The organism is Streptococcus pneumoniae, assembly GCA_040719455.1.
Taxonomy (GTDB): Bacteria; Bacillota; Bacilli; order Lactobacillales; family Streptococcaceae; genus Streptococcus; species Streptococcus pneumoniae_G.
Genome location: JBFDTN010000001.1, coordinates 1,992,952 through 2,019,288, shown reverse-complemented (window position 1 = coordinate 2,019,288; position 26,337 = coordinate 1,992,952). Strand labels below are relative to the sequence as shown.

The window sequence follows — 26,337 nt, the reverse complement described above, 5'->3', positions numbered from 1 at the left end:
ATACTCCTCTTTTTCTAATTCTTTGTACCTGCAAGCGTCGGCATTTCAATCCCAGCTTGCAACAAAGCTTCATAATACAAGCGATAAAATAGATGATACACGGTCGTCTGCATCCCTGATTGCACTGTCACGGTCACTCGAAACGAAAAACGTCCTGTAACTTCCATCTGTGGTCCTAAGAGCTTTGGTTCTGTTAAAATTTCAGAGTGCTTCGCAACCTCTTTGGCATTCACCTGCGAGATGACTTGATAGACCTTGTCTAAGTCTGTCTGAGCAGATAAAGGGATATCTACCACCACACGCATATCTCCACGAGAGAGATTGCTAACAACAGTGATATTGCGATTAGGAACGAAATGAAGCGTTCCATCCGCATCTCTGACCTGTGTCGTCCGAATCCCTACACTCACAACTGTTCCCGAGATTTTTATCGAACCATTGGTCAAGCTGACCGAATCACCCACATCTAGCTGCCGTTCCAAAAGGATAAAAAATCCATTGACCAAATCAGAAAGAAAACCCTGAGCACCCATCCCAATCGCAACCCCTGCAATTCCCGCACCTGCTAAGAGACTAGATACAGGCAAGCCCAAGATTGAGAGAACCCAGTAAATCAATAGAAAGTAAAGGACATAGTTCAGAATATTTTCAATCAGGCGAAGAAGAGTCTTTTGCCGTGCTACATCTTGGCTTGATAACTTCAACGAAGGGGCAATCACACGCTTGACGCTAAGATGAACCACCTTTTTTGCCACATAAAATAAGATGAAAATAAACGCTAAGGACACCGCCCTATCCACAATAGTATCTATAAGAGCTACCCAATCTAGCTTATCCAGATACCGCGAAAAAATATTCCCTTGTATGGCTAGCATACGACCTCCTTTTATAGTTGTTTAATCTTGATTTAGTACGAGGTAACGACCTAATCAATAAAAGCTAAATAACTATGTCTCTCTATAAATACCTCCATTATACCACAACGCAGACAGGGATAACAGATAAAAATTTTTCGTCCCACTCTTTCAAAATTTGTGAAAGAATATGCAAGCTTATTGATTTTTTCAGCTATTTATTCTATAATGGAGGAATATTCGTCTGTATTTTTCGGAAATATGTAAGGATATGCAGACTATTCTCGGAGGTATTATTGACATGAAAAAAATCATGCATGCTTGGAAGAAGTCAAGCTTGATCAAGAGGATCGCGATTGGCATCTTGATTGGTGCAATCTTAGGGCTTGCCCTTCCTAAATTCACTGCCATTGGGATTTTAGGGGACTTGTTTGTCGGTGGTTTGAAAGCTATTGCACCACTTCTCGTCTTTGCACTTGTTGCCAATGCTCTTTCTCAACACAAAAAAGGCCAAGAGACCAATATGAAAACCATCATTATCCTCTATCTCTTTGGCACCTTTGCCGCAGCCTTGGTCGCTGTGGCATCTAACTATCTCTTTCCTTTGACGCTTGATTTATCAGCTTCTGAAGGAACTGATATTGCACCACCAGACGGAATTGGACAGGTCTTAAGCAACCTGCTCTTACGCCTCGTGGACAATCCTGTCAATGCCATCATCACGGCAAATTACATCGGAATCCTATCTTGGGCTGTGGTTTTTGGACTTGCCATGCGCGAAGCTAGTAAAACGAGCAAGGAATTGCTCCAAACCATGGCTAGTGTCACATCAAAAATTGTCGAATGGATTATCAACCTCGCTCCTTTTGGGATTCTAGGCTTGGTCTTTAAGACCATTTCTGACAAGGGAATCCAAGTCCTCGCTAGTTATAGCGTACTATTAGCTGTACTCGTTGGCAATATGCTCTTTGTAGCCCTTGTCATCAATCCCTTGATCGCTTTTGTCATGATGCGTAAAAATCCCTATCCACTGGTGTTTCAATGTTTGAAGGTCAGCGGAATCACTGCCTTTTTCACGCGCAGTTCTGCTGCTAACATCCCTGTCAATATGAAGCTCTGTGAAGAGTTAGGACTAGACAAGGATACCTACTCAGTATCCATCCCGCTCGGTGCAACCATCAATATGGCAGGAGCGGCTATTACCATCAATGTCTTGACCCTCGCTGCAGCCAACACTCTTGGTATTCAAGTAGATTTTGCCACAGCCCTAGTCCTAAGCGTGGTCGCTGCGGTCTCTGCCTGTGGAGCGTCGGGTGTCGCAGGAGGCTCGCTTCTCCTTGTACCCGTAGCTTGTAGCCTCTTTGGTATTCCAAATGAACTCTCAATCCAAGTCGTGGGAGTCGGCTTTATCATCGGTGTCCTCCAAGATTCCTGTGAAACAGCCCTCAACTCCTCAACTGATGTTCTCTTTACAGCCGTTGCAGAAATGAGCGCTTGGAAATCTAAACAATAAATTCAAAAGGTCTCGGAATGATTATTCCGAGACTTTTTATAGTTTAATACGAGATAACAAGTCACAGGCAAAACTTAGATTAGCTGAAGATTTTGCCATAATCCCTATTTCCAATCTTCAACAGTCCATTGGACTGTTGAAGGAAGACAAGTTACCGACGTAATCAATGAAGACAAAATAGCTATATCTAATCGTCAATGCAACGACTTTCAGCTACCTGCTTGTACCAGTAGGCACTTTTCGTTCTTGGGTCTCAAAATCAACATAGAACAGACCATAGCGTTTTTCATAGCCATTTGACCAGGAGAAGACATCCATGAGAGACCAGAGGAAATAGCCTTTAACATTTGCTCCAGCAACGATGGCATCCGCAATGACGCTTAAATGCTGCTTGACATAGTCAATCCGCGCATCATCATAGACGGTACCATCTACAAATTCATCCTTGTAGCCTAGACCATTTTCTGTAATATAGATTTTTTTATAATTTGGATAATCCGTCTTGACCCGCATAATTTGGTCATACAGGCCTTGCGGATAAATCATCCAATCCCAGTCTGTTCTTGGAACATCGACATCAAATTCTCTGCGGCCAACGCCCTTGATTTGATACTTGGAGCCGCCTTTTTCTCCTTTTCCATTGTGGGTAATTTCTGTTTCGCCCTCAACATCTCCTCGCATCCAATCACTCATATAGTAATTGATACCGAGGAAATCATTCAAGTCTTTGGCACCTTGCAGATGCTCAAAATCTTCTTCGCGAAGATCAAGCGTTCCACCATTGGCCGCTAGAATATGATTTACACCCTCCATGGTTTTATCTGAGTATTTTCCAAGGTAGGTCGCATCCAAGATAAAGCGATTATGAATAATGTCTTCCAACTCTGCTGCTCGCACATCAGCAGGATTTGCAGGATCATAAGGATACTTGGTCGGTAGGGCATGAACAACCCCAATCTCACCAGCATAACCCTTATCTTTAAAATACTTAACAGCTCGTGCATGGGCAATCATCATATTATGATGAGACTGGAAGACTTTTTCCAGATTATATTGAATACCCGGTGGAAATTTTCCGACCAAATACTGACCGTCACCAATCGGGCCAATTTCATTGAAGGTTGTCCAGAACTTCACTTCTGGAAATTCTTCAAAGCAAAAGGCTGCATAATCAACAAAATGGTCGATGGTGTCTCGGTTGAGAAAGTCTCCTTGAGAATGGAGAGCCTCAGGTGTGTCAAAATGGTGCAGAGTCACAAATGGCTCTACCTTTCGCTTGTGACATTCCGCAAACAAGCGGTGGTAGAATTCTACACCTTTTGGATTGCCTTCTCCATATCCTGTTGGAAAAATGCGGGACCAAGCAATGGAAATCCGAATCCCATTGACTCCAAATTTCTCTGCTAATTCTAAATCAACTGGGTATCGATGATAAAAATCACTAGCAGGATCTGCTCGGTACCAATAATTATCTTCTAAATATTTATCCCAGGCAACAGCTCCCTTGCCGTCAAGCTTAGTCGCACCTTCAGCCTGATAGGCTGCTGTTGCTCCGCCAAAAATAAAATCCTCGGGTAATTGTTTGGTCATCTTCCACCTCTAGTCTTCTAATTGTTGTTTGACAAAAGCGAGCGCTCCCTTACCGTCGCGGGTCAATTTGATGTACTCTGCCCCTTCAGTCTTTGCTAGACGAATGTTCAAAGCATCTGTTTCTTGCTTCATATCAGCGTAGTTTGAAGCCACTTGTGGGGCAAGAATGACAAGGTCGTACTCTGGCAAAATCTCACGGTGAGCTCCATAGCTTCCTGCAGCCGCTGTTACAGGTACACCGTATTCCTTAGCGGCTTTGGTTAGAGCGTTGGCTAATAACCCACTGGTTCCACCACCCGCACACAAGACCAAGACATTGGTTTCTTTTGTGATTGTTTTATCTGAAAGGCTACGCTCGAGAATAGCATCTGCTTTTGCAGTATTAAAATTAGCTGCGACTTTTTCTTGTAGTTGGCTATTTTCCTTACCAGACGCTTCGTCTGCTAAAATCTGATGATCATAAACTTTTAAGAATGGATAGTAAATCACCACATCGACAACCACTAGTAATACTGCAAGAATAATGGCTAGAGGTGCAAAATTGGTTCCCATGACAATCCCGAGTGGGCCAGGCGTTGTCCATGGCAAGTTTACGCTGAAACTGTTCATTCCTAAGTTATCCACGAAGAACTTGAAAATCCAAACATTGGCGATTGGTGCCATAATGAAGGGAATGAAGAAAACTGGATTAAGGACGATTGGGGCACCAAATAGAATCGGCTCGTTAACTCCAAAGAAGGTCGGAACAACTGAGGCACGCCCAATTGCCTTATTTCGCTCGGATTTACACAACCACATGAACATGAATGGCACGACCAGAGTTGCTCCTGTACCACCCATAGTAACAATAAACATCTGAGTACCAGAAGTCAAGACCTTATCAGCATGCTGACCTGCTTGGAGCAATTGGAAATTGGTTTCAATATTGGCATAGGTAATGGCTGCAATGGCAGGTTCAACAATAGAAGGACCATGGATACCGACAAACCAGAAGAGGGCATAGGCACCAAAGATAATGGTAATACCAAGGTATCCGTCTGCTGCTGTAAACAAGGGTTCAAAGAGTTTTAAGATAGCCTCAGCTACGCTTGTTCCTACTGCTTGTCGAACAGCAATATCAATCGCATAAATTCCTAAAATTGATAAGCCATATGGAATAATATCTTTAAAGACCTGTGAAATATTGGGTGGTACTTCTTCAGGCATGCGAATAGTAACATTGTTTTTCACACAGACACGATAGACATTAACTGTCACAAAGGCTGCTAAAAAGGCTGTCAAGAGGCCTTTTGTACCCATGTAGCCATTGGCAAATCCACCCTCAATGCCGTCTGCAGCAAGGAGCAAGAAAGCTGAGATAGCTGCAATCATGGTCGAAATAAAGTTGATTTGGTTGGTCTTTGGTAGACTACGGTTGATACTGTCGGTCAAGGATTTAGCTGTCGTTCCTGCGACCAGCACTGCTACAACCCCCATGGTATAGTTATAGGGCTTCATAATCATATCTTCATATTCATCCGACCAAGTAAAGTTAAAAATATTTGGTACATAGGCGATGAGCAAGAAGACACTCGAAAATAGGATGGCTGGCATAGCAGCGATAAAGCCGTCCCGAATAGCACGCAAGTAGATATTACGCGAAACTTTTTCAAAGAATGGCTTGCCCTTTTCAATTTGTGCAATTAGCGTATTCATCTTAGTTTCCTCTCTTATACAATTCAAGCATGTGCGACATCATGTCTTTCAACAAGAGGGTTGTCATCAAGTGATCCTGACCGTGCATCAATGTCACACTAAAGGCTAAGTCCTCTCCTTGAGCCTCTTTTTGCAGAAGGCTGGTCTGTGCATGGTGGGCTTCTACGATACATTCATTAGCTGCTGCAATCAACTGCTCTGCACGATCGAACTCACCTTGCTGAGCTGCGTTCAAGGCCTCCAATAATTTGGATCTAGCATCTCCTGCAAAGGCAACAATTTCAAAACCAAGTAATGTAATTTCTTCTCTGTTCATTTTATTTCCTCCTTGTGATATGTTGATGAAAGAGTAGTTATAGTAACCGTTGAATATGAAGGACAATGTACATTTTTTCGCCTTCATTTGGGGCCAGGCCCAATTCGTGTGCAATCAATTCATGAATTTTCTCCCCTAGAGCGTAAGCCTCGGGATAGGCTAGTTTCATGGTTGCTACCATTTGTTCTAATGATGAGGTACTGTCCTTTTCCTTATCTGCATAGCGGATAAAATAGGTCAAGTGAATCATCAAGCGGTCGTAAAATTTGCTATTTTCTTTCGTTCGCAAAATACCATGCTCTGTTAGTTCTTTTTCGACCAAAGATAGAAGTAGTTGCAAGGTCTCCACTTTCAAGACTTGTTCTTCTGCCTTCTCACCCTTTGCATTGATAAAGTGAAGAGCGATTCTGCCGATTTCATCATTTGGCAATTCCTCTAAGATTCTCTCTCGGAAAATAGCGAGAGCATCTGCCGCAATCTGATGTTCGATAGGATACTCTTCTAACATGCTAGGAAGCCTGCTTTCCTGATAGGTCTGGTCTAAGACTGCCTTATAGGCACAATGGACATGAGTGGTTAATGTAACATAAATATAATCTTGTACAGGATAATCATACTGATGGGATAGCTGATCAATAGCTTGGTAGGTCACCGTGATAAAATCTAGCGGAATATCTTTTAACAGCATCAAGAAATGATCTTTTGATTCGGAATTTTTTAGCGAAAACACTTTTTCAATCTTATGAGCGTTGACTAAGTCTCCCTTTTTATTTTGAAAGGCAACTCCCATTCCCATAACAACTGACTGCTCGCCTCGTTCATTCTTGACTAAAGCCGCATTATTATTTAAAGATTGTACAATACGATACATCTAAAGAATAGTCTCCTTGGTCTTTTAAAATACAAAAGACCACAAATGAGCTAAGGAGGTTTCCACCCTTATTCATCTGCGGTCTTGCCTAATTTTCTTAGTTACAATCCACTCTATACAAACTAATGAAACAATTATATCACGAAAAAATATTCTTGTAAACCTTTACATTTATTATTGCAAACCAACTCTTTCTTTCCAAGAGGAAGCTGTTGTAGCAAGGACTTCATTCAACGATTCGATGTTCTTGCGTCCAATTGTTCGCAACCAATTTCTAGCGGCTTCTTCTCCCTCTTCCATGTAGATTTGAACAGAGTCAGCCCAGGTCGCACGCCCACACAAGACACCATTGAAGGCTGCTCCAGCAGCATGAGCAAATCGTAAGGTTTCTTGGAAAAGATTGGCTGATACACCTGCACTCAAATAGATATAAGGGAGCGGGGTCGCTGCATCTTGTTGTCTGAAATAAGCAGCCGCTTCTTCTTGACTATATACTACTTCATTTCCCTGCGCAAATCCTTCAACATAAGCCATGTTGACTGGGACTTCTACTTTTAAGACATCAACTCCAAAAGATTTGTCCGAGAAAACTTTCATTGCTTCAATGACTTTTCTTGGTTTTACCTTGGCATATTCTAAACTAGTTGCATCTTGAATCTTTTCATCATAGCTCAGGATTTCCAAGAAGAAAGGAAGGCCCTCAGCAGCACATTCTGACCCTAAACGTTCAATATAGGCATGCTTTTGGAGATTGACATACGGATCGCCGTCCACATCATAGTACAAGAGGAATTTAATGGCATCTGCCCCCTCTTTTTTGAGGCGTTTAACTGACCATTCCACCAAGCAGTCTGGCAAACGGCTAGTACTACTTACGTCGTATCCTGTCTTTTCATAGGCTAATAGCAATCCCGATTGACTGGCACGCACGTGAGAAGCTGGTAAACCAAACTCTGGATCGAGCAAAATGGAAGAAGAATAAGGCGTCAATTCTTCTGAAACAATGGATTTTAGGATCTCCATATCCTCTGCTGTAGGCTCTGTATCTTGATATTTTGACATCATTTTTTTCAGAGCGCCTCGTTGATCGAAGGCCAAAGCGGAGATAATTCCGTCTTGGTTACTGACTTTTTCCATTAACGTATATTTTTGATTTTCTACTGTCATCGTATATTCCACCTGTCTAGCCTCTAGGCTTAATCATGGTATTCGCCACGATTCCATTTTTCAATGAATTCGTCAAAGAAGGCACTGTCTGTTTGATCCTGATTGATTGTTTCAATTTTCGCTAATTTTTCAATCAAACGCTTATTTTCATCTGTTGGCTGGTACTCTGCTTGAATGAAGGCATCAATAATGTCACACATCAACAGTTCACCCGTCACTTTTCCGCCAAAACCAATGACATTTGCATTTAACTCTGTTTTAGCGTAGAGAGCAGATGTCATATCTCGGACAAGAGCTGAACGGACACCTGGCACCTTGTTGACTGCATTGTTAATTCCGACACCTGTTCCGCAGATACAGATTCCCAAATCAGCTTGACCACTCACAACTGCTTCCCCAACCTTTTTCCCGAAGATAGGATAGTGGGTTCTGACACTGTCATAGGTACCACAATCGAGTACCTCATAGCCTTGGTTTTTTAAATAATTGACTACTGCGATTTTCTCATAGGTCACAATATGATCGCATCCAACTGCAATTTTCATCTTTTTCTCCTTTATCTACGATAGGTACTAACACATCTTATTCAGCATATCGACACGAATTTGGTGGCGCCCGCCATCATACTCACCCTCTAAAAACCCTTTTACAATATTTTTAGCCAAACCTTCTCCGACAATCTCACTGCCTATCGTGATGATTCGAGAGTTATTGTGTCCTCTTGTCATATAAGCAGATCGTTCATCTGAGACTTCAGCTGCAATCATGCCTTTTATCTTCGTTGCCACCATGAAAGGTCCCACTCCGTAAGCATCAATAACGACTCCAAGGTAATCTTCATTCTTTTCTAGCTCCTTTACAACTGCAAGTGTCACATCGACAAAGTCTTGATCTGATTGAGACACATCAATAAAGTCAAAGCCTGCTTCTTCTAAATAAGTTTTTATCTTTTCTTTTAAAGCTTTTCCGTTTCCATCTGCACCAATCACAACAACCATATTTGTTCTCCTTTTGTTTAGTATGATCATATTTTGAAAAATATCTCTTTTTATGTTTACATTATACAAGAAAAACAACATTAAGTCAACAATTTTTGTGTTTTTTTCAACAAAAAAATAAAAACAGCAGATTTTTTGTTTATTATCTGTTGTTTTTTAACATTTCATCATTTAAGCAATAACTTCCGTATAAGTACTCAGATGGCGATATTGCTCCTCATTTGGAGAACTATCGGTCACCACTGCTGTCAAATCTCGCAAATCACAAAAAGCCGTAAAATCATCTTTACCAATCTTTGAAGAATCCACCAACAAATACTTTTCAACCGCATGCTTCAATGCCAGTTGCTGCGTATAGGCTTCTGCTAAGGTTGAAGTCATTACATCACTTTCTTTGACACCATTCGCACTAAAAAAGACCTTGCTAAAGCGCATTTTATCAAGAATAGTATTTGCAATCTCCCCCACAAACGACTCCGTAATCTGCCGAAATTCCCCACCTAGGAGAAAAACTTGAAACTGATCCGTCTTTTTCTGGCTCAAGATCTTAAAGACGGGCAAGCAATTCGTAATTACTGTGAGCTTGGTATGCTGCAATTCCTCTGCCAAGCAAGCAATGGTCGTTCCAGGTCCTAGAAAAATCGTATCACCTTCTTCAATTAACGAAGCTGCTTTTGCTGCAATAGCTTGCTTTTCTTCCTTATACTGAACATATTTTTCAGCATGAGAAAATTCCCGATATTGAAACGCTTTGTTACTCCTCGCACCACCATGGATTTTGGTCAATACCCCTTGCTCTTCTAACTCCGCAAAATCCCTGCGCACCGTCATATCTGTCACCTGCAAAGATTCCACAATCTCCGCAATTCGAACCGTTCCTTTCTTATGGACTAATCGGGTAATCTCTGCCAAACGCTCTTTTTTGTTCATTTCTACTATCCTTTACACATTTCTCTGCTCTATTATACCAAATATCCACAAAAAATGTTGACTTCAACAAATCTAAAAAACAAATAAATAGTCAGAAAATCTGCTCCAAACAAGCAGATGAAAATAAGGTAAATTTTCAGATAAACTTTTTCCAAAAACACCAAAAAAGCACCCATGATGTGAACTCTTGAGTGCATGATAAAGCTTGATATGTAGCCGTTTCTTAACGTTTTGAGAACTGTGATATTTTTATGTACTTTCTTGAGACAGAGTTTTAGATATCAGATATAAAATACTTATAAATGCCTATTAAATCAAGTTTTCAAAATCCATTTTCATTTAACATAAACAACTATCATCTAATCTTACAAATAATACATTACCATTAGATTACTAAAAACATGTTTTCGGAGCTTATGTAGTTGAGAAATATAAGCTACTGTATCCTACTTCATAAAGGATAGACTATTTTTTCGCCAAAGTATAGTATACCAATAACCAACTGACCACCGTCAGCATTAGCAAAGGCAAGTAGGTGTTTGAGCAGTTCAGACAGCTTTTTACGTGCGGATTTCCTGTCCAAATATTGGCTTTCTTGAGAATATTGAAAATAAGATAGATTATGTCTCATATAAATTGTCTCCAATCACATCTTTTTTTCATCTAATAATTTCTTTATCTTCTCGTGGAAGCATATTGCTAAATATCTCCCTCTATTTTCAATAGACATATCATCAAAATTATCTACCTTCCATTCCATCGCATTATTTTCTCTAAATTTATTACTTCTTTGTCTCTGATTTTTAAACAAAAATTCTTTCATCTGAGGATAACTTGATTTCTTATAATCTAATAACTTTTCATTAATTTCATCATCCCCCAAATCATTATTAATTTGTTTTTCCAAAACAACTAGATTTCCTATTTTATACTCTGGTGAAGTTTCTCCGTAACTGGCGCTACTTTTTGGCTTGATATGCTCAATCGAATACTCATCGTCATCTCTCGTTCTATACTTAACACCAGGCCCATGATTTCTTGTATCAAGCCAATTATTAAGTGTATATATAGCATACCTTGACAATAGATTTTCTTGATGAACAGTTTCCCACTCACCTTTCTCATGAAACCGTAAGTTAGTAAAACCATCCGTGAAAGTCGACAAATCAGGTAAGTGAGTTTTAATAGCTTCTTTTAATCTAAGTATAGCAATAGATATATCGTTATCAGTTATTCCAATATCGCCATGATCCGTCAATAATTGTTTACCAAAATCAAGATAGACTATGTCAAGTTTTGAACAATCTACTTGTGATGTTATTGCTCTTGTAAATTCAATAACAGTTAATAACTCAACAAGTTCCACTTTTTGTTTATTAGTTGTAACTTGTAACCCCATAATAGCAGCCCATACTTGCTCAGAATTAGAAAGTTTAATTAACCATTTCAAATTGCGACCAATTTTGTTGTCACTCCCAGCATCATTAGCTTTCCATTCACTAATTTCTTCTGCATCCTGTAACCAATTTTGTAGCAAGCTTAGATACTCTGATAATTCAAGTGTACTAAGAAAAGATTTATATAATCCCTTTTGACCTATTCCATAGTGAGTATCCCACCAGATTTTTATAAACAAATCGATTGATAAACCTAATGTTGAAGTTTTTTGCAGAAGCTCTTTCCACAATTTCAACACTTCATCATCACCTGTCGGCGGAAGTCGTCTCTCCGTATCATAAAACAACTTATGCTTAATTAGATCAACATCACTTAAAGACATACCCCGAGTATTTAAGCGACCAAACAATAAGTTACTCTCAAGTTCATCATCTACAACCACAACTGATAATTTTGTTTTATACAAATGTTCTAACAAATCAGTTTTATCAATCCCTTTTTCTTCAATCTCTTGCTTAAAATATTCACAAGCACGATAATAAAAGGACCGTTTCTCGACTTGACTTAAACTATAAGACTTCTTTTCTTGCTCCTCTTCCTCGCTCAATCTACGATTCTGTTCAATCTCCCACCAGTAACTAAGCTTAGATATTTTTTTCCAAATTTCATTGATACCCTCATTATGAAATTTCAGCGGAAGATAATCATTGCTCTTCTCAATTTGAGCTAATGAAGCGATTAACAACAATAATGTAATAACTCGTTGTTGTCCATCAACCAATTCAAATACTTTATTTTGTCTATTTTTATAAACAATGACATTTCCCCAATAATCAGTATCCATAGACGGCTTATTAAAGGAATGTACCAAATCATCAAATAATTCCTGCCACTGCTGTTCACGCCAAGAATACTCTCTTTGATAAATCGGAATCGAAAACTGATAATTCTCCCCCTCTATGTTAAGAAATTCCGAAAATAATTCTTTTACTGTGCTTTCTTGTGAAACCTTAATATCCATCTATTTTTTCATTCCCTGTTTAATAACATTATTTTCCAACCGCTTCATATATTGTTCCATAAATTTAAAATCAGGCTCACCATCTTTTAATATTGGGAGTTTAATAATTTGATTTTTAATGCGTTGTGTACCCATTTTATAACCATAGGCGTATTTATCCTTTTGAGCAAGAATCATCGTTTGAATGAATTGATTGATAAATTTTTTACCTTTAAAGCCATTTATCTCTAAAAATCTGGTATCACCTGAAAAATAAGCATGATATGGATGATAAAAAACATAACCAACCGACCCATTGCGATTGATACCGAGCACTCCTTTACCAACTTGCATTTCTCTTCCCTTTGGAGACACAAAATCAGTGACACCATTATTTATTGCCGATGCTCCAATAAAAGGAACTTGTCCTGTAATTCTATTATACTGTTCCCAATCTTTTCCACTTTTTATATTTGCAATTGCTTCTAATTTAAACTCTCCCCACTCAACCTCATCCAAGCCTCTAAAATCACTTATTTCATGCTTTTTAAGAAACTGATAGGTATTCTTGATTTGATTTGATTTGATTTGAACATATTCTTCCATAAATGTCCAGTCTGGTGTACCATCATTTTTTATAGGCAGCTTAACTCTTTTCTTTTTTAAACGCCCTAAAGTTGCACCATTACCACCCCAGTTTAGAACTTCTAATTGTTTTTTTATAATTGGTATAAGAAACATCGCAATATTTTTAGTCAGATAGAGATTATACAAAATTTGAACATTTTGTCCTGTATAAAATTCTGTTTCCTGATAGAATACTGTTTGAGTATCAAGACCAATGATAATAACATTTCCTCTATTTATTGGGCTTGGTTGCTTAGAAACAAACATATCCAAGCCATTATTTATCTTAGTTCTGGTCACATATGGAAATTTTTTCTCACCATCATCAACTAATTTATTCTTATCAATACCATTTAAAGTCGCATGTAAAGTAAAAATTTCTTCATCACCTAAAAAAAACTCTTTCCATTTCCTATTTTTCATCATCATTTCCTTCAAATAAATAACCTCGTCCATGAACATACATATCAAACTGAAAACTTAAATAGTCAGCAATGGTTCTTTCAAACTCTTCGTCTGTTGGAATCTCATCATTGAAGTAATAAAAACTATGCAACCACTCATCGTCTGGTTGAATTGTTGATTTGACCATAAATCTAGTAGTATAATCATCTTCGTTTCCATTGATAACATCGAATAAGTATTGTCTCTTTTCTTTTGCTGAACCATCGTCAACTAAGCCAATATGTTTACGAACAACAAAACCATCGTCTTCGAAATTAACAAACTTGACCTTTTTACGTTCGATATCATGTTTTTTACCTGCTTCAAAAATGGCAATGACTGCATTAGTTCCAACTCCATGGAAGGTATTTTTATTTACTGTAATAACCATTTCCAAAGTATGCTTTTCAAGGATCTTTTTCTTGTATTTTTTTTCTTCTTTGGATTTTCCAACCATTGTCGATTGTGGGACAATAACTGCTAGCTTACCTCCCACGACTAACATATCTAAAGCATGCTTGATGAAGTTGATCTCTGTCAGCGTCTTATCTGTTTTACCCTGAGAATAAGGCGGATTGAACAAAATCTTATTGACATTCTGAGATTGCATCTCCTCACCTGATACTGAAAACATATCATTGAGTTGTAGATTACTTTTGCCATCACCACGCAAAATCATATTAGTGGTTGCAACTGTGAACATTTTTTCTTGCAATTCAACCCCCAAAAGCTGATGTTTCTTGATATGTTTAACCTCTTCCTCATTGCTCGCTCTCTCTGTCATTCTATTCATGGCTGAAATCAAGAAAGCACCGCTACCACATGCTGGGTCAAGAACATAATCATTAGATTGGATATCAATCAATTCTGTCATCAGTTCAGTAATATGGTGAGGCGTTAAAACAATTCCCAGTCCATTACCATCACTGCCACCATATTTCACAAATTCTCCATAGAAATTACCGAGGATGTCATAATTAGTATTCTGCTTAAAATGATGAATAACTTTAGCTTCTAATTTCTTCGCAAAATAATGCAAGGGAGAGACTCCTAAAGTCATATTTGTTTCATTAAGTTTAATACTTGTTTCAAGAAAAGAAAATTTATTTAGGAGAATATTAACCTTATCCTCTGGCATTATCCCTTCTGTTTCGATGTAATCCTTGACTGATTTCAAGATACGCTTGCCATCATTATCAATAACTTTTCCTTTTTTATTTAATTTATTGCCTGTCAACGTCTTGATATCAAAATCAGGTTCATTCAGTGCCAAAAGAATGGCTGACACAACTGTCGCCTTGTTCTCACCTTCCAAAGAAGCATAGTTCCGCAAATCTTCATGTAATTCTCTAGAGACATTTTGTAACTCAAAAATTCGCTTTTGTTCAGTCGAATATTCACCTAGCACATTCACTGAATACCATTCATTGATATAAGCTGGATGTAGCTCTTGTAAACTAGAAAGCCTAGGTAAAATTCGTTCCTTCACTTGACCTTCAATTCTACTAACTAGGACTGGTTGAATCTCATGTGATTCTTCGTCCCCAGTTATACCGATGGCAATAACCTCATCAAACAGTGTAGTTTTGGTAACAATATGTTTGGCATAATGTACCGCACCATTAACTGCAAAATGAACTAAAGACGAAATATCTTTCGCAATTTCCTCTTTATCCTTTTTAATTAATCTTGAATTGTCTCGCTTATCCTCAATAACAATTAAATAATCTAAAATTTGGAGCACAAATTCAGGCTTACCAACACCCGTTTTTCCCTGCTTGCTAGCTCCTTTAAGGGCTTTTGCAATATCAGGGTGTGAAGACCCCTGCTCATCGTAACGAATGCCAAATTTTTCTATCTCTCGTCTAACATATTGATCTGTTAGCGTTAATTCATTAACCATATTATCCACCTCTGTATTCAGTTTCCTTTCCATTATACCATTTTCTAACCTTTTCTAGAACTATCTTCTCAGGGGCTTGGGGATTCTCCCCAGATATTAAAAACATCAGCTAAAAAGTGTCAGTTTGACCTTTGCTAATGTTTTTTACGATAGTTCATCATTTCCTGTTCTTCTTATTCCTTTTCCTTTTGATATTTTCGTGAGCAATTGCTTTTGCTTCTAGAATCCTCTCATCTTTTAACCGTTTCATAGAACTAATTAGATAAGATAAGGGAGATTCTACATTATATGGAATCCTATCAATCATTGCTAAAACTTCATCAGAAGTTATGAAACCATCACTCAAGAACTGTCCTAGCATCATTTTTTGTTGATGTGTCAAACTGTAATTATATGTATAAATAAACCTGTCATTGTACTTATCTACAATAACTTGCAACAAAGAATAATATTCAGGTTTGACATAAGTTGGACCCTCTCTAGAATCATTATCCAGTACATCCTTATTCTCTTTCTTATTCTTACTCTTGTTCTCAATCTGAGGCGTTACCTGATCGTTACCAACCATTACAGGTAACGTTTCTATAATGTTACCCTCCAGTTGTAACTGATCTTAACCATTAACCAAAGCTTTTTGATTTTGGCGATGGCCTGTTACTCTTTCTCTAGTTTGCTAACGAATTTTTTCAAGTCCATCAATATTCTGATGCTTCTCCCATTTTGGAATGATTACTGCACCATCTACAAAGGCAATCATCCCAAACTGCTCAAAGCTTGTTAATGCTATACTAAACGAGGCTTCAAAACTCGTAAGGCTGCCAAAGCGCATGAAATTGCTATTAATCATCAGTTGAATAGTGGAACTTTTGTTCATATTACCAATCAAACAGCATACACTTACCAAGAGTTATACCAAAAGTGGTACGAAGCTTACAAAGATACTGTAGAGGCAACAACAGCCACTAAAACAGCTGACTTATACCGCCTACATATTCTTCCAACCTTTGGAGAGAAAAAGATTTCAAAAATTAGTCCTTTAGACTGCCAAACATTTATCACAGATAAAGCGAAATCGTTCAAGAATATGAAGCAAATCAAGTCTTATACTGCTAAAATATTTGAATTTGCCATCAATATGAATTACATTGATCATAATCCTATGAGTAAGGTGATTATGCCCAAAACCAAAAAAACTGCCAGTGAAAACTACTGGTCAGTGAGTGAACTTCATCAATTTTTACAAATTATCTTAGAAAATGAACCTTATAAGCATTATGCTCTATTTCGATTACTAGCATACAGCGGGTTACGAAAAGGGGAGATGTATGCTCTCAGATGGTCAGATTTTAATTCAGACACTCAATTACTCACAATCAGTAAAAGTTTAGGGAGAATAGAGGGTCATGCTGTTGAAAAAGGGACTAAAAATTCATTTTCTGTACGCTCTATCTACCTTGACGATGAAACCTGTTCCATACTCAATCAATGGAAACAAGAATCTATCAAGGAAAAAGGGCAGTTACATATAGCACCTATCTCAATTGAGGATGACTTTATGTTCACTTACTGCACAAGAACGGGGGATATTGAACCTCTTCATGCTGACTACATCAACAATATTCTAAAAAGAACCATTCGCCAACACAATCTCAAGAAGATTAGTCCACATGGCTTCAGGCACACACATGCAACTTTAATGATTGAGCTAGGCATTGACCCAGTTAATACTGCCAAACGTTTAGGCCATGCAAGTAGTCAAATGACTTTAGATACTTATAGCCACGCTACAAAAGCTGGTGAAAAACTATCAATTACAAAATTTACAGAATATCTTGATAAAGCTAAATGAACTATATTTATTGTTCAACTTCATATTTACTCAAAAACCAAGTCTCGAAAGATTATCAAAAGGAGTACCAATGCACTTTTTTCATCAAAAAAGCACCTTGCAGAAATTTTGCAAAGTGCTTTGAAACGTTGATATAACTGGATATTAACGTTTACTAAATTGTGAAGCTTTACGTGCTTTCTTAAGACCTGGTTTGAAAGATTTTTGTTTGAATAAATTTCAAAAGCCTTTAAAATCAACGTTTTCACGAGTTTTCAAAATTCAAAATTTCATCTAATTTTAACCAATTTCATCTGAATGGTGTGAATTTTTCACTAAAAATACATGAATTGAGCTGATAAATACTAAAAGTTCACACCATTGAAAATTGTTTAGATTTGCTATTTATTCTAAAAATGGGTATAATGAGAGTAGAAAAGGAGCTGAGCGGGAACTCAACTCCAATGTAGAACCGTTTAAGACGGTGGCTCGTAAATGCTATAAAGAATAGCCGTTACTCATCCAAAGTATTGACGGCTATTTCTTTTTGTCATCATTTTTGAAGATTTTATAGCATAAGCCTATCAAGCTGATAGTAAAACTACCAAACATAAATAGAACTTCTACAACTTCAAAAGCTGTCAAAAATTCAGCTCCTCCTTTCTGTCAGATTTTAATGTGCTGCCCATAGGCATCACCACCTTTCAGAATAAGGAGCCACCGTCTTCACTTTTCTACTGCTCCAGTATACCATTTTCTTTCTTAAAAGTCGCTGGAATAGCGTAGTCTTTCCAACGATTTTTAAGAAACCAAAAAATCTTCCTACAATTAAGTAAGAAGATTTTTTATTACTAACCGTCAAGTTCCCCTTCTACATAAGGTTTTCTCTCCCATGATTCAGCGCTATAAATTCCTCTATTATCTATAAGCTGACAATCATAGAAATCAATAAACGGACTATCTCCATTCTCACCATGGAAATCCCAATACCAGTCACCGTCAATTTGGATGTAGTTCCTCTCCTTAAATCTCTCCCACTCCGATTCAGAAACTTTAACATAAACCATTCTTGCCTCGCCTTCGCTTTCTGATAGCCCTATCACGTATCTATCGTCAGGTTCAACAGCAACCCATATAAATCTCAAGTTCATAATATTCACCTCATTAACCTAATTTTAAAATTTCTACTTTAATCTACAATTGTGTAATCTTCACTATCTAGTAGTGCGATAACCTTCTTGACAAATGAAACAGATAACAGCTCATGGATATCTTTCCCTTTAGTCACAAAACCTTTGCCAATATCCACAAGCTCTAATTTTGATTGCTCAGCAATCTTTGCTGAAATCGGTGAATGGAAGCCATATCCTCCTATCTCATAATAATAGAAATATACCTTCTTATCACGTCCCGTTTTATAATCGAAGAAATCCACTCTGCTTTCATCCCAGTCATAGTAAAAATTTTCCCAAACAGTCACATCTTTCTTCTCTTCTAACAGTTTTTCGTAATCCCGTTCATAACTATATACTCGCTTTGTTTCCTCGCCAAAATTTTGATAATGTATAGAAATAGGAGTAAAATGTATTAACAAATCTTCTTTATATTCGTAATATTCTTCCATTTTTTCATCTGATGATTGAATATTTCTAAAATTTCTAAAAGAACGCTTACTATATTCCTTCTTTTTATCGCGATAGTTCTTAGCACGTTTGTTAACTGAATAGATGCACTCCGCAATCATAGCCATTGTCAATTGACGATTCTTAACCATATCTGAATATTCTTTAGGTGTTCTCATAAAATTCACATGCCCTTTCATCTTTATCGTCAAAAACTCTTCTTACAATTTGTAGGAAGAGTTTTTAGATTTATCAGTCATAGAGAGAGTTCAGCAAGATTTCTCTCCTTTCAATTTACCCTCTCCGTTTTCTTCTTGCCCCTGCTAGACCTAAGCCACTTAGAATAGCCACACCAGCCAACGCCAATAGACTTCCTTTCGTGCCTGTCTGCGGCAATTCTTTAGAACGTGCTACACGTGAATAGCTGATAGTTTGACCGTTTGCTGTGTTTATCACAGTAATACCTGCTTGAGACTTCGGTGTTTTCGCAAATGGGTTTTCTTTTGCTTGTGGTTCAGCAATTGGTTTGATGTTCTCAATTGGTACGACTACTTGAGGTACCTCAGGTTCATCAACTTTAGGTTCGTCCACCTTAGGTTCGTCCACCTTAGGTTCATCTACCTTAGGTTCGTCTACCTTAGGTTCGTCTACCTTAGGTTCGTCTACTTTTGGATTGTCAAGGGCTTGTTGTAGGTTATACAAGTTTACCAAACGAACATACTTGTCTGTCGCTTCAGTAAGGCGTGCTTCCGCTTCTTGTACTTTGACATCAGCAGTCGCTTTGTCTTCGACAGCTTTTGCTTTTGCAGCTTGTGCTTTCGTCAAATCAGCTTTCAATTGGTCAAGATTTGCTTTTGTATCTATGGCTTTGTCACGAAGAGCTGTTGCGTCTTGAATCTCACTTGAAAGGGCATTGACTTGTTCTGTTAAAGCGTTTACCTTGTCAGTTGCTGTTTTCAGAGCAGCGTTCTTAGCATTTGCTTCTGCTGTTGCAGTATCAAGTGTGCGTTGAGTGCTTGCCAAGTTCGCTTTTGCCTCATCAAGCGCAGTTTGAGCCGCTTGATGAGCAGCCGTAATATCAGCAGCTTGTTGGTTCAAGTTGTTGAGTTTAGCTTCAAGTGTTGTTTTGGTTTGCTCAGCAGTATTCTTTTCAGAAACCAAAACAGCTTTCTTGTTATTCAAGGTTGTGATTTCTTCACGAATAACATCGTGGTTGTTGTCAACAGGAAGATTTACAACATACTTGAAGGTCATGTCAGGCAAGAAGACCATATGACGACCTAAAATTTTAGGATTGAGAATGTCTGATTCGTCCCAAGTTTGTTCTAGCTCGTCTTGCTCTTTACCTTTCATAGCATCTTCTGGTGTTACATACTCAAGACTCGGACCAAAGTCAGGGTCATCAATCATTTTGTAATTAGCACCTGTTGTATCTGCTTCATACGCGGCATAATAGCTTGCAAAACCAGGTTTATCATCATTTGGCGCGGTTGAAACGGCTACGGCAGCTTTACTTCCGGTAGTGACCATTAATGCGCGACGATGACCATAGTTTTTACCTGTCAAATTAAGATAATCGGAATACCAGCGGTATAATAAGTCATAAGCTAATTTTTCATGTGTTACAATTTCATCTTGATATGTAATTGTACCATTGTCAATAGAAAAAGCACCTCGTTGAGAACCATTTTCATAATAATGACCGATTGTTGGAGCTGTGAGATTTGTATCATGACTTAATACATTGTTGGTTTTCATCTCATTTGCACGAGCTTCCGCATAGGCTAACCAATCGTTATCGACAGTTAAATTACCAACCAGACCATTTAATTCACGTAGTCGATTCAACATTTGAAGAAAAATTTCAGATAGCTTATGGTTGTCTACTTGATACGTGAATTTCCCAGTCTTTTGGTATTCTTCATATTGAGCTGGAGTAATTTCAACTTCAATGGTTTCGGCACCTTGGAAGTCTACTTTTTCCATACCTGTTTCAGCTGCATGTTTGTCTGCTTGTGGTTTATAGCCTTTACTTGTATAAGCCGTCACTTTTTGTGTGGTTGGTTGAGCTTCCAATGCTTGTTGCTTGCTTGCAATTTGACTGTCAACATCGGCAATTGCAGTTGCTTTTGCTTGTGCTGTTTGTTCAGCAGCTTTGATGTCGCTCTTTGTGGCAGTAATTTGGTCTTGAACAGCCTTGTCAGTAGTTTTGTCAAGTGTGTCTTGCTTCTTCGCTACATCAGCTTGTGCGGCTGCATGTTGAGCTTGAGCGGTTGCTTTTGCTTCATTTGCTTGGTCTGCGTCAGCCTTGGCTGTAGTAGCGTCTGCTTTTGTAGTTGCTAGTTGAGCGTCAGCTTCTTCTTTTTCAGCCGTTTTTGCTTCAACTACTTGGTCTTGAGCCTTTACAATCTCATCAGCTTTTTCGGCTGTCTGAATATTAGCTTCAAGGGTTCGAACAGCTTCTGTTGCTTTTTCTTCAGCTGCTACGGCGTTTGCTTGTTCTGTTTTTGCGGTAGTCACTTCTGCTTGAGCGGTGTTGACATCAGCTTTTGCGTCATTAACTTGCGCTTCTGTAACCTTACTTGTATCGTCTGCTTTTGCTTTTGCTTCTGCTGCGGTAGGCACAACTGGTTGATTTCCTACTTCTTCAGCAAATGCTGTTTGGTTTGCTGTTGCGGCTGCGGTCACAATTGCCGCTGCGATAGATGCCGCTTTCATTGTTTTTGTTGTTTTATTCATATTGCTTTGTCCTTTCTTATTATATGAAACAATCTACAATATACTCATTTATATTAACACATATTCGGATTGTTTACAATACTTTTCTATATAAAAGTATGGCTAACTCTACTTATTTTCTCGTTATATAAACGTTATGATTAAGTATGACCAGAAAATGGTGAGGAGGGCAACTAGATGAACGAAGACTTACAAGATTATATTGCTACAAGAATCAAATATTTTAGAAAAGAAAAACAACTTAGTCAAGAAAAATTATCTGAATTAGCAGGACTAGGTGCTAAAGCAGTCCAAAATATTGAAGGCAAGAAATACGATTTTAAAATACAGACCATTTCTAAACTATTAGCAGCCCTTAACATATCCAAAGAAGAATTTTTTGAATTGCCCACCTTTGAAGAAAATCATAGTCTCATCATTGAATTGATTCACTTAGTTGCAAATGTACCCAAAAGTAAACAAGAAGTAATATTAAAATCATTTATTGATATTTTGCAAAATATAGATTAGAGTTTATGACAAAGAAAAACACATTCTTAGTAGGAATGTGTTTTTCTTTATGTAAAATTAAAGTTCTCCATGAGTTATTTCCTCATTAAATAACCTTTATTTGACTCCAAACGCTTTACAGCTTTTCTATGCTCTTCACTTCTCATTACTCCTGCTTCTCTAAAAAGTTCAGAGAGGTGATGCAATTCTAAATCTCTTTTATACTGTTCCTCGTTGAAAGAATAGCCTTGCACATATAATAGATGTTTTAATAACATTGTCGGAAGATTTGTCGCAAATTCTTTTTTAGCAGCTTCTAAAGCCGCTTCTTTATGCTCTATTTCATACTCCGTTTGTTTCCTTAGTTCATCTAGTTTATGTTGAGTTTCAGGGTCAGCATCCTTATACTCTTCCAATTCTTTTCTTTTTACTTCTAGCTTACTCAATTCTTCTAATATTTGAGAACTATAGAAGCTGTCTTCCCTTGCTGCTCGTATTTTTTCATAAAACTTTTCTCTATTTGCAGGAGTTGTTTTTTCTTCGTAATCGTCAACAGCACATTTCATAACTTCTTCTTCATAAAGTCTTGGATTTTTAGACCCCTCCAACGATGGATAAGACTTTAAAAAGTTTCTAGCCGTACGTTTGTCAATAAAATATTTGTTTGCTAGATGGTTACTCGTAAAATATTTTTGACCATCTACAATTTTGTAAGTTGATTCGATTCTTGCCATAACTCAATTTCCTTTCCGTTTATATTTTAAATTATACCATTTATTTTTATGGGAGTCAACAGTATTTATGTTTATCTAGCTGAATAATCGATTTTTTGTTCGTTTATTAGTATTCCGTTTATATGTTGTTTATCAGACTTGAAAATTATATAATGTACGTATAAAAGGTTACAACCACTAACCTAAAAAAACGAAAGGAGCGATAAAATGTCACCATGATAAAGCTGCAAAAAATTATTCGCAAACAAAAACTAAGAGCTTTTGAAAAACAGCTTTTATCAATCATAACTGAGCGTGATACAACAATTTCTGAATTTATAGAAATGTTAGAAAAACATCAATTTTTGTTCACATCAAATCATCTTGATTTACAATTTTTTGATGAGCAGATGTTTTGTTACAAAAATGCTCAAAATTCATTGTGTAAATACTATGATGAGGAAGCTGAAGAAAAAAGTAAAATTTATGTTTGTGATGTTGCTACTATCATGATGTATACAAAAATACATCGTATGTTAAACAAAGAAAGGAATCTATAGTATGTCATTAAAATGCGTTAGCGCAATAAAAGCGCCTGTTCAAATTGATGTTGCCATTTTTTTTAAATGGAAAATGCAAGTCATTTCTTGTGAAGAAAATTTCCCATATATAAACAGGGAGAAATCTTCAATTCAAAATGGAATCAAAGTGCATTGCGTTGTTATTGAAGACAACTTCAAATCAGAAAAATATCAAGACAATTGCAATCAGTTTGAAAAAATAACGTTTAAGGTTCTAAATGAAAACGACGTGAACAAATTCAAACATGGCGAACTCGTTCAGCCTTACAATTTTACAAAAGCAATTTTGTACGGTGACTACAACAATCAGCTATCAATTGAATGCTCGCTAATGAATGCTGAAGCATACTCGCGAAACGTTGCGGCACAACGAGCTAGGAACGTGAAATAATGTTTACAAAACGTGTGAAGACAGCAGAAGAACAAACGCTTCAATTTGTTCTTCTCGTCTATTGTCTGTCGCTATTCTTTAGTTTTCTTCTATATTATTTCCAAATTTTTCAATCTGTTTTGATTTTAGTTGTTCTCATGCAGATTCTCATCCCTGCTTTTAGTATAACATATATCTTATATCGTTGCTACTCAAATAAAATTGGATTCAAGCTAGCGTTTGAACTCTTTTGTATCAAACAAAAATTGAAGAGAGAACTCTTAGATGCTCATATCTATTTTGATGTGAATAGTCAAAATCATGTGAAAATTGTCAAGTTGCCTAAAATTCAGCTATATTTTATCAAAGATAAACTACATATCTCTATTGAAAATAGCATCAAATTTCAAAGCAAACTAGAATCTTTAGATATTTCTGCTGCATTGGGTCGCTATATTGTTGATGACTTCTACATGAACGATACTCAGTCTCAATTTATCTATGAACTCGATGCTATAGACAACGATAGGCGGTTAATCTATCATTCACTAGATGCTATAAAAAACAATAGACATAGCGATTATTGTATTGCCATCGATAAAGAGCTTCAGTTCAACATCTGTCATGCTCTAATTGCAGGTGCAACCGGTATGGGCAAGTCATATTTTCTATACTATATCGTTTTGGTTTTTCTTTCAAGATTTTCTTTTGAAAATCTTTACATCATTGACCCCAAAAGTTCCTCTATGGCAGTTATAGGAAGAATGATTGGCAATATTGCTGTCACAAAGCAAGAAAGTCTACTTCTGTTACGTGAGTTTCATAAAAAAATGGAAGAGCGAAAGAAAGAGATATCTCCTCTTTTAGAAACAGGACTAGAAAAAGATTATACAGACTTTAATCTTGAGCCAATTTTTTTGCTATTTGATGAGTATGCGACTTTTAGAAGCTCAATAAAAACAATGTCGAAAGCAGAACGTGATGAAATTGAAGAAATCATTGATACTATCATCCTGCAAGGAAGACAACTAGGTTGTTTTATTATGATTGCTATGCAGAAAAGCGATGCGACTTTGTTACCAACACACATCCGCAATTCGCTACTATTGAAGATTGTTTTGGGACAGGCTGAAAACACAACCTACATTACAGCTTTTGAGCATGCCCAAGTCCCAAATAGAAAACTTGGAACAGGGGAAGCATTCTATACGCTACAGGGCAAGACAACTAGACCGCGTTATCTCAAGACACCCTTTTTAGATTTCGACATTTATCAAGCTGTCAAATCTTTATGTGAGGATAACTAGCATCATGTCTCACATCCCCAAGCCGCGCAGCGGCTTGGGACTGGGGCATGGTAATAACCCCAGTTCGTAACACCTCAAAAATCGAGCAAAAACCCTGCTATTACTGACTTTTTGACACAAAAAGCGCGAACCACGAAAGGAAAAAAATATGAGTGAAACAACCCTCAAGGTCGACCAATTTACACTAATGCTCCATGCTTCAGAAAGTGAAGCGTTAGAAGACTTAAACGAATGGAGCTACATTGCTGAGCATGTGATTGCTGAGTTTATCCGCTTATCAAGCCTTGACAAGTTATTTGAGATAAAACCTCAAGAAAATATGTTCCCAGCAGGCTATACAACAGGATATACACTAGCTGATACACCTGCGTATTTTAGCATAGCTTATCATCCGCTACAGCCAACTATGGGGGTGATTGTGAAATTTTCAGCTCAAGCATGGACTGCTTATCAAGAGTATACGTTGAAGAAATTTAATCAGAACATTCAATTACATCATTTCTTGCGTGAAATTGAATCTGATTTATATAGCTCATACTTATCTCGTGTTGATATTGCCATTGATTTTTTCGATGAAGACATTGACATACATCAACTACGAACATCAATCGAAAAAGGAAGGACGGAATTACGATATGGTAAATACAGAAAAAGAAACATCAGCTCTCCTTCAACGGATAATTAAGGAGAATAAAAACAAGCCCTACCCTCGCAATCACTCTTCAACTCGCGAAATCTCCACGGACTTAGAAACCGAAACAATCTATATAGGGAAGCGTTCAAGAAATACCAATCTGTACGTCCGAATCTATGATAAATCAAAGGAGCAACACCAAAATGACTAAAAAATCAAAATGGATACGATTTGAAGCAGAAATAAAAGGGCGTTACGCTCATGAATTGACAACACACCTAAAAGAATGTCAATCAGATACTGACCTAAAAAATTTACTGCTTTCCGCTATCTTGGACAAATATATGTTCTTCTACAAGCGGTCAAATAAGCCGCATAAAATTACAGAATTGATGATTGAGCTGTTAGAAGAAAAAAACTTCTCGTTCTCTTCTGCAAAACAAAAAATATCATCATTAGAAGAATCAATACATCATATTGAACATTCTTCAGGCTTATTTTCATTGTTATATAAGGTTGATGAAATTTGGGGTAAAGAAACATCAATTGAACTCTTGGAGTACCTCTATCATCAATACAAACAATGTTTCAGACCAAATGCCGACCACAAAAAATGGTTAGCACAATATTCTCGATATTATCGTGAAAATGGAAAGCCGTTCGAGCTAAAAGAAAAAAAGGTTATCAATGTAAGCGACCAAACCAACAACGATAACCCCACATCACAACAAAAATAGCCACAACTACT

Annotated in this window: 22 protein-coding genes and 5 pseudogenes; 8 read left to right on the top strand and 19 right to left on the bottom strand. The window is 37.4% G+C overall.

The window, feature by feature from the left end; all coding sequences use genetic code 11:
• Positions 1–14: 14 nt before the first annotated feature.
• Complete coding sequence (locus tag AB1I63_09855; GenBank protein ID MEW4355130.1) at positions 15–875, bottom strand: mechanosensitive ion channel family protein; 861 nt, start codon at positions 873–875, stop codon at positions 15–17.
• A gap of 280 nt (positions 876–1,155) precedes the next feature.
• On the opposite strand from AB1I63_09855, the gene sstT reads away from it, so the two are divergent.
• Positions 1,156–2,367 carry a serine/threonine transporter SstT gene (sstT, locus tag AB1I63_09850; protein MEW4355129.1) on the top strand — a complete coding sequence of 404 codons (1,212 nt, stop codon included), beginning with the start codon at positions 1,156–1,158 and terminating at the stop codon, positions 2,365–2,367.
• A 187-nt stretch (positions 2,368–2,554) separates the two neighbouring features.
• On the opposite strand, the pseudogene lacG reads toward sstT, so the two are convergent.
• The 13 genes and pseudogenes from lacG to AB1I63_09785 all read right to left on the bottom strand — a co-directional run bounded on the left by lacG (position 2,555) and on the right by AB1I63_09785 (position 16,093).
• Positions 2,555–3,957: pseudogene (gene lacG, locus AB1I63_09845) on the bottom strand (6-phospho-beta-galactosidase).
• Between the two features lie 9 nt (positions 3,958–3,966).
• On the bottom strand, positions 3,967–5,652 hold the full coding sequence (locus AB1I63_09840) for a lactose-specific PTS transporter subunit EIIC (GenBank protein ID MEW4355128.1): 1,686 nt from the start codon (positions 5,650–5,652) through the stop codon (positions 3,967–3,969).
• A gap of 1 nt (position 5,653) precedes the next feature.
• A complete protein-coding gene (locus tag AB1I63_09835; GenBank protein MEW4355127.1) occupies positions 5,654–5,968 on the bottom strand; it encodes a PTS lactose/cellobiose transporter subunit IIA in 315 nt (104 codons plus the stop codon).
• Between the two features lie 37 nt (positions 5,969–6,005).
• Positions 6,006–6,839, bottom strand: coding sequence for a PRD domain-containing protein (locus tag AB1I63_09830; protein MEW4355126.1), 834 nt, complete (start codon positions 6,837–6,839; stop codon positions 6,006–6,008).
• Between the two features lie 174 nt (positions 6,840–7,013).
• On the bottom strand, positions 7,014–8,006 hold the full coding sequence (lacD, locus tag AB1I63_09825; protein MEW4355125.1) for a tagatose-bisphosphate aldolase: 993 nt from the start codon (positions 8,004–8,006) through the stop codon (positions 7,014–7,016).
• Positions 8,007–8,035: 29 nt separating this feature from the next.
• On the bottom strand, positions 8,036–8,551 hold the full coding sequence (lacB, locus tag AB1I63_09820) for a galactose-6-phosphate isomerase subunit LacB (GenBank protein MEW4355124.1): 516 nt from the start codon (positions 8,549–8,551) through the stop codon (positions 8,036–8,038).
• A 27-nt stretch (positions 8,552–8,578) separates the two neighbouring features.
• Positions 8,579–9,004, bottom strand: a complete 426-nt coding sequence (gene lacA, locus AB1I63_09815; protein MEW4355123.1) for a galactose-6-phosphate isomerase subunit LacA — start codon at positions 9,002–9,004, stop codon at positions 8,579–8,581.
• A 171-nt stretch (positions 9,005–9,175) separates the two neighbouring features.
• Positions 9,176–9,934, bottom strand: a complete 759-nt coding sequence (locus AB1I63_09810) for a DeoR/GlpR family DNA-binding transcription regulator (GenBank protein MEW4355122.1) — start codon at positions 9,932–9,934, stop codon at positions 9,176–9,178.
• Positions 9,935–10,424: 490 nt separating this feature from the next.
• Positions 10,425–10,565 (bottom strand): annotated as a pseudogene (locus tag AB1I63_09805) (ATP-binding protein).
• A 15-nt stretch (positions 10,566–10,580) separates the two neighbouring features.
• Positions 10,581–12,353 (bottom strand): DUF262 domain-containing protein, encoded by a 1,773-nt coding sequence (locus AB1I63_09800; GenBank protein ID MEW4355121.1) that lies wholly within the window; start codon positions 12,351–12,353, stop codon positions 10,581–10,583.
• On the bottom strand, positions 12,354–13,388 hold the full coding sequence (locus tag AB1I63_09795; protein ID MEW4355120.1) for a restriction endonuclease subunit S: 1,035 nt from the start codon (positions 13,386–13,388) through the stop codon (positions 12,354–12,356). It lies immediately after the preceding gene.
• Positions 13,372–15,306, bottom strand: a complete 1,935-nt coding sequence (locus AB1I63_09790; GenBank protein MEW4355119.1) for an N-6 DNA methylase — start codon at positions 15,304–15,306, stop codon at positions 13,372–13,374. Before AB1I63_09790 ends, AB1I63_09795 begins: the two co-directional genes overlap by 17 nt.
• A 157-nt stretch (positions 15,307–15,463) precedes the next feature.
• Positions 15,464–16,093 (bottom strand): annotated as a pseudogene (locus AB1I63_09785) (phage replisome organizer N-terminal domain-containing protein).
• Between AB1I63_09785 and AB1I63_09780 the strand changes: the two are divergent.
• A pseudogene (locus AB1I63_09780) lies at positions 16,091–17,155 on the top strand (site-specific integrase). The pseudogenes AB1I63_09785 and AB1I63_09780 sit on opposite strands and share 3 nt — an antisense overlap.
• A 516-nt stretch (positions 17,156–17,671) precedes the next feature.
• On the opposite strand, the pseudogene AB1I63_09775 reads toward AB1I63_09780, so the two are convergent.
• From AB1I63_09775 to AB1I63_09760, 4 genes and pseudogenes are all read right to left on the bottom strand, one after another.
• Positions 17,672–17,829, bottom strand: a pseudogene (locus tag AB1I63_09775) (putative holin-like toxin).
• A 156-nt stretch (positions 17,830–17,985) separates the two neighbouring features.
• Positions 17,986–18,285 carry a hypothetical protein gene (locus tag AB1I63_09770; protein MEW4355118.1) on the bottom strand — a complete coding sequence of 100 codons (300 nt, stop codon included), beginning with the start codon at positions 18,283–18,285 and terminating at the stop codon, positions 17,986–17,988.
• Between the two features lie 38 nt (positions 18,286–18,323).
• The gene (locus AB1I63_09765) at positions 18,324–18,968 is read right to left on the bottom strand and encodes a hypothetical protein (protein MEW4355117.1); all 645 of its coding nucleotides are present in this window, start codon (positions 18,966–18,968) and stop codon (positions 18,324–18,326) included.
• 82 nt (positions 18,969–19,050) lie between these two features.
• Positions 19,051–21,495 carry an LPXTG cell wall anchor domain-containing protein gene (locus AB1I63_09760; protein ID MEW4355116.1) on the bottom strand — a complete coding sequence of 815 codons (2,445 nt, stop codon included), beginning with the start codon at positions 21,493–21,495 and terminating at the stop codon, positions 19,051–19,053.
• Between the two features lie 177 nt (positions 21,496–21,672).
• Here AB1I63_09760 and AB1I63_09755 point away from each other — a divergent pair, with 177 nt between their 5' ends.
• Positions 21,673–22,005, top strand: a complete 333-nt coding sequence (locus AB1I63_09755) for a helix-turn-helix transcriptional regulator (GenBank protein ID MEW4355115.1) — start codon at positions 21,673–21,675, stop codon at positions 22,003–22,005.
• Between the two features lie 74 nt (positions 22,006–22,079).
• Here AB1I63_09755 and AB1I63_09750 read toward each other — a convergent pair whose 3' ends face one another.
• On the bottom strand, positions 22,080–22,718 hold the full coding sequence (locus AB1I63_09750) for a hypothetical protein (GenBank protein MEW4355114.1): 639 nt from the start codon (positions 22,716–22,718) through the stop codon (positions 22,080–22,082).
• 215 nt (positions 22,719–22,933) lie between these two features.
• Between AB1I63_09750 and AB1I63_09745 the strand changes: the two genes are divergently transcribed.
• From AB1I63_09745 to AB1I63_09725, 5 genes are all read left to right on the top strand, one after another.
• Positions 22,934–23,257: a hypothetical protein gene (locus AB1I63_09745; protein ID MEW4355113.1), complete on the top strand. Its 324-nt coding sequence runs from the start codon at positions 22,934–22,936 to the stop codon at positions 23,255–23,257.
• A 1-nt stretch (position 23,258) separates the two neighbouring features.
• A complete protein-coding gene (locus tag AB1I63_09740) occupies positions 23,259–23,669 on the top strand; it encodes a hypothetical protein (protein MEW4355112.1) in 411 nt (136 codons plus the stop codon).
• Positions 23,669–24,955, top strand: a complete 1,287-nt coding sequence (locus AB1I63_09735; protein MEW4355111.1) for a hypothetical protein — start codon at positions 23,669–23,671, stop codon at positions 24,953–24,955. Before AB1I63_09740 ends, AB1I63_09735 begins: the two co-directional genes overlap by 1 nt.
• Positions 24,956–25,103: 148 nt before the next feature.
• On the top strand, positions 25,104–25,640 hold the full coding sequence (locus AB1I63_09730) for a hypothetical protein (protein MEW4355110.1): 537 nt from the start codon (positions 25,104–25,106) through the stop codon (positions 25,638–25,640).
• Between the two features lie 152 nt (positions 25,641–25,792).
• Positions 25,793–26,326, top strand: a complete 534-nt coding sequence (locus AB1I63_09725) for a hypothetical protein (protein MEW4355109.1) — start codon at positions 25,793–25,795, stop codon at positions 26,324–26,326.
• Positions 26,327–26,337 lie beyond the last annotated feature (11 nt).

Coding starts and splice junctions, on each gene's coding strand:
- AB1I63_09855 (MEW4355130.1), bottom strand. CDS start 875: ATGCTAGCCATACAAGGGAATATTTTTTCGCGGTATCTGGATAAGCTA.
- sstT (MEW4355129.1), top strand. CDS start 1,156: ATGAAAAAAATCATGCATGCTTGGAAGAAGTCAAGCTTGATCAAGAGG.
- AB1I63_09840 (MEW4355128.1), bottom strand. CDS start 5,652: ATGAATACGCTAATTGCACAAATTGAAAAGGGCAAGCCATTCTTTGAA.
- AB1I63_09835 (MEW4355127.1), bottom strand. CDS start 5,968: ATGAACAGAGAAGAAATTACATTACTTGGTTTTGAAATTGTTGCCTTT.
- AB1I63_09830 (MEW4355126.1), bottom strand. CDS start 6,839: ATGTATCGTATTGTACAATCTTTAAATAATAATGCGGCTTTAGTCAAG.
- lacD (MEW4355125.1), bottom strand. CDS start 8,006: ATGACAGTAGAAAATCAAAAATATACGTTAATGGAAAAAGTCAGTAAC.
- lacB (MEW4355124.1), bottom strand. CDS start 8,551: ATGAAAATTGCAGTTGGATGCGATCATATTGTGACCTATGAGAAAATC.
- lacA (MEW4355123.1), bottom strand. CDS start 9,004: ATGGTTGTTGTGATTGGTGCAGATGGAAACGGAAAAGCTTTAAAAGAA.
- AB1I63_09810 (MEW4355122.1), bottom strand. CDS start 9,934: ATGAACAAAAAAGAGCGTTTGGCAGAGATTACCCGATTAGTCCATAAG.
- AB1I63_09800 (MEW4355121.1), bottom strand. CDS start 12,353: ATGGATATTAAGGTTTCACAAGAAAGCACAGTAAAAGAATTATTTTCG.
- AB1I63_09795 (MEW4355120.1), bottom strand. CDS start 13,388: ATGATGATGAAAAATAGGAAATGGAAAGAGTTTTTTTTAGGTGATGAA.
- AB1I63_09790 (MEW4355119.1), bottom strand. CDS start 15,306: ATGGTTAATGAATTAACGCTAACAGATCAATATGTTAGACGAGAGATA.
- AB1I63_09770 (MEW4355118.1), bottom strand. CDS start 18,285: ATGAACTTGAGATTTATATGGGTTGCTGTTGAACCTGACGATAGATAC.
- AB1I63_09760 (MEW4355116.1), bottom strand. CDS start 21,495: ATGAATAAAACAACAAAAACAATGAAAGCGGCATCTATCGCAGCGGCA.
- AB1I63_09755 (MEW4355115.1), top strand. CDS start 21,673: ATGAACGAAGACTTACAAGATTATATTGCTACAAGAATCAAATATTTT.
- AB1I63_09750 (MEW4355114.1), bottom strand. CDS start 22,718: ATGGCAAGAATCGAATCAACTTACAAAATTGTAGATGGTCAAAAATAT.
- AB1I63_09745 (MEW4355113.1), top strand. CDS start 22,934: ATGATAAAGCTGCAAAAAATTATTCGCAAACAAAAACTAAGAGCTTTT.
- AB1I63_09740 (MEW4355112.1), top strand. CDS start 23,259: ATGTCATTAAAATGCGTTAGCGCAATAAAAGCGCCTGTTCAAATTGAT.
- AB1I63_09735 (MEW4355111.1), top strand. CDS start 23,669: ATGTTTACAAAACGTGTGAAGACAGCAGAAGAACAAACGCTTCAATTT.
- AB1I63_09730 (MEW4355110.1), top strand. CDS start 25,104: ATGAGTGAAACAACCCTCAAGGTCGACCAATTTACACTAATGCTCCAT.
- AB1I63_09725 (MEW4355109.1), top strand. CDS start 25,793: ATGACTAAAAAATCAAAATGGATACGATTTGAAGCAGAAATAAAAGGG.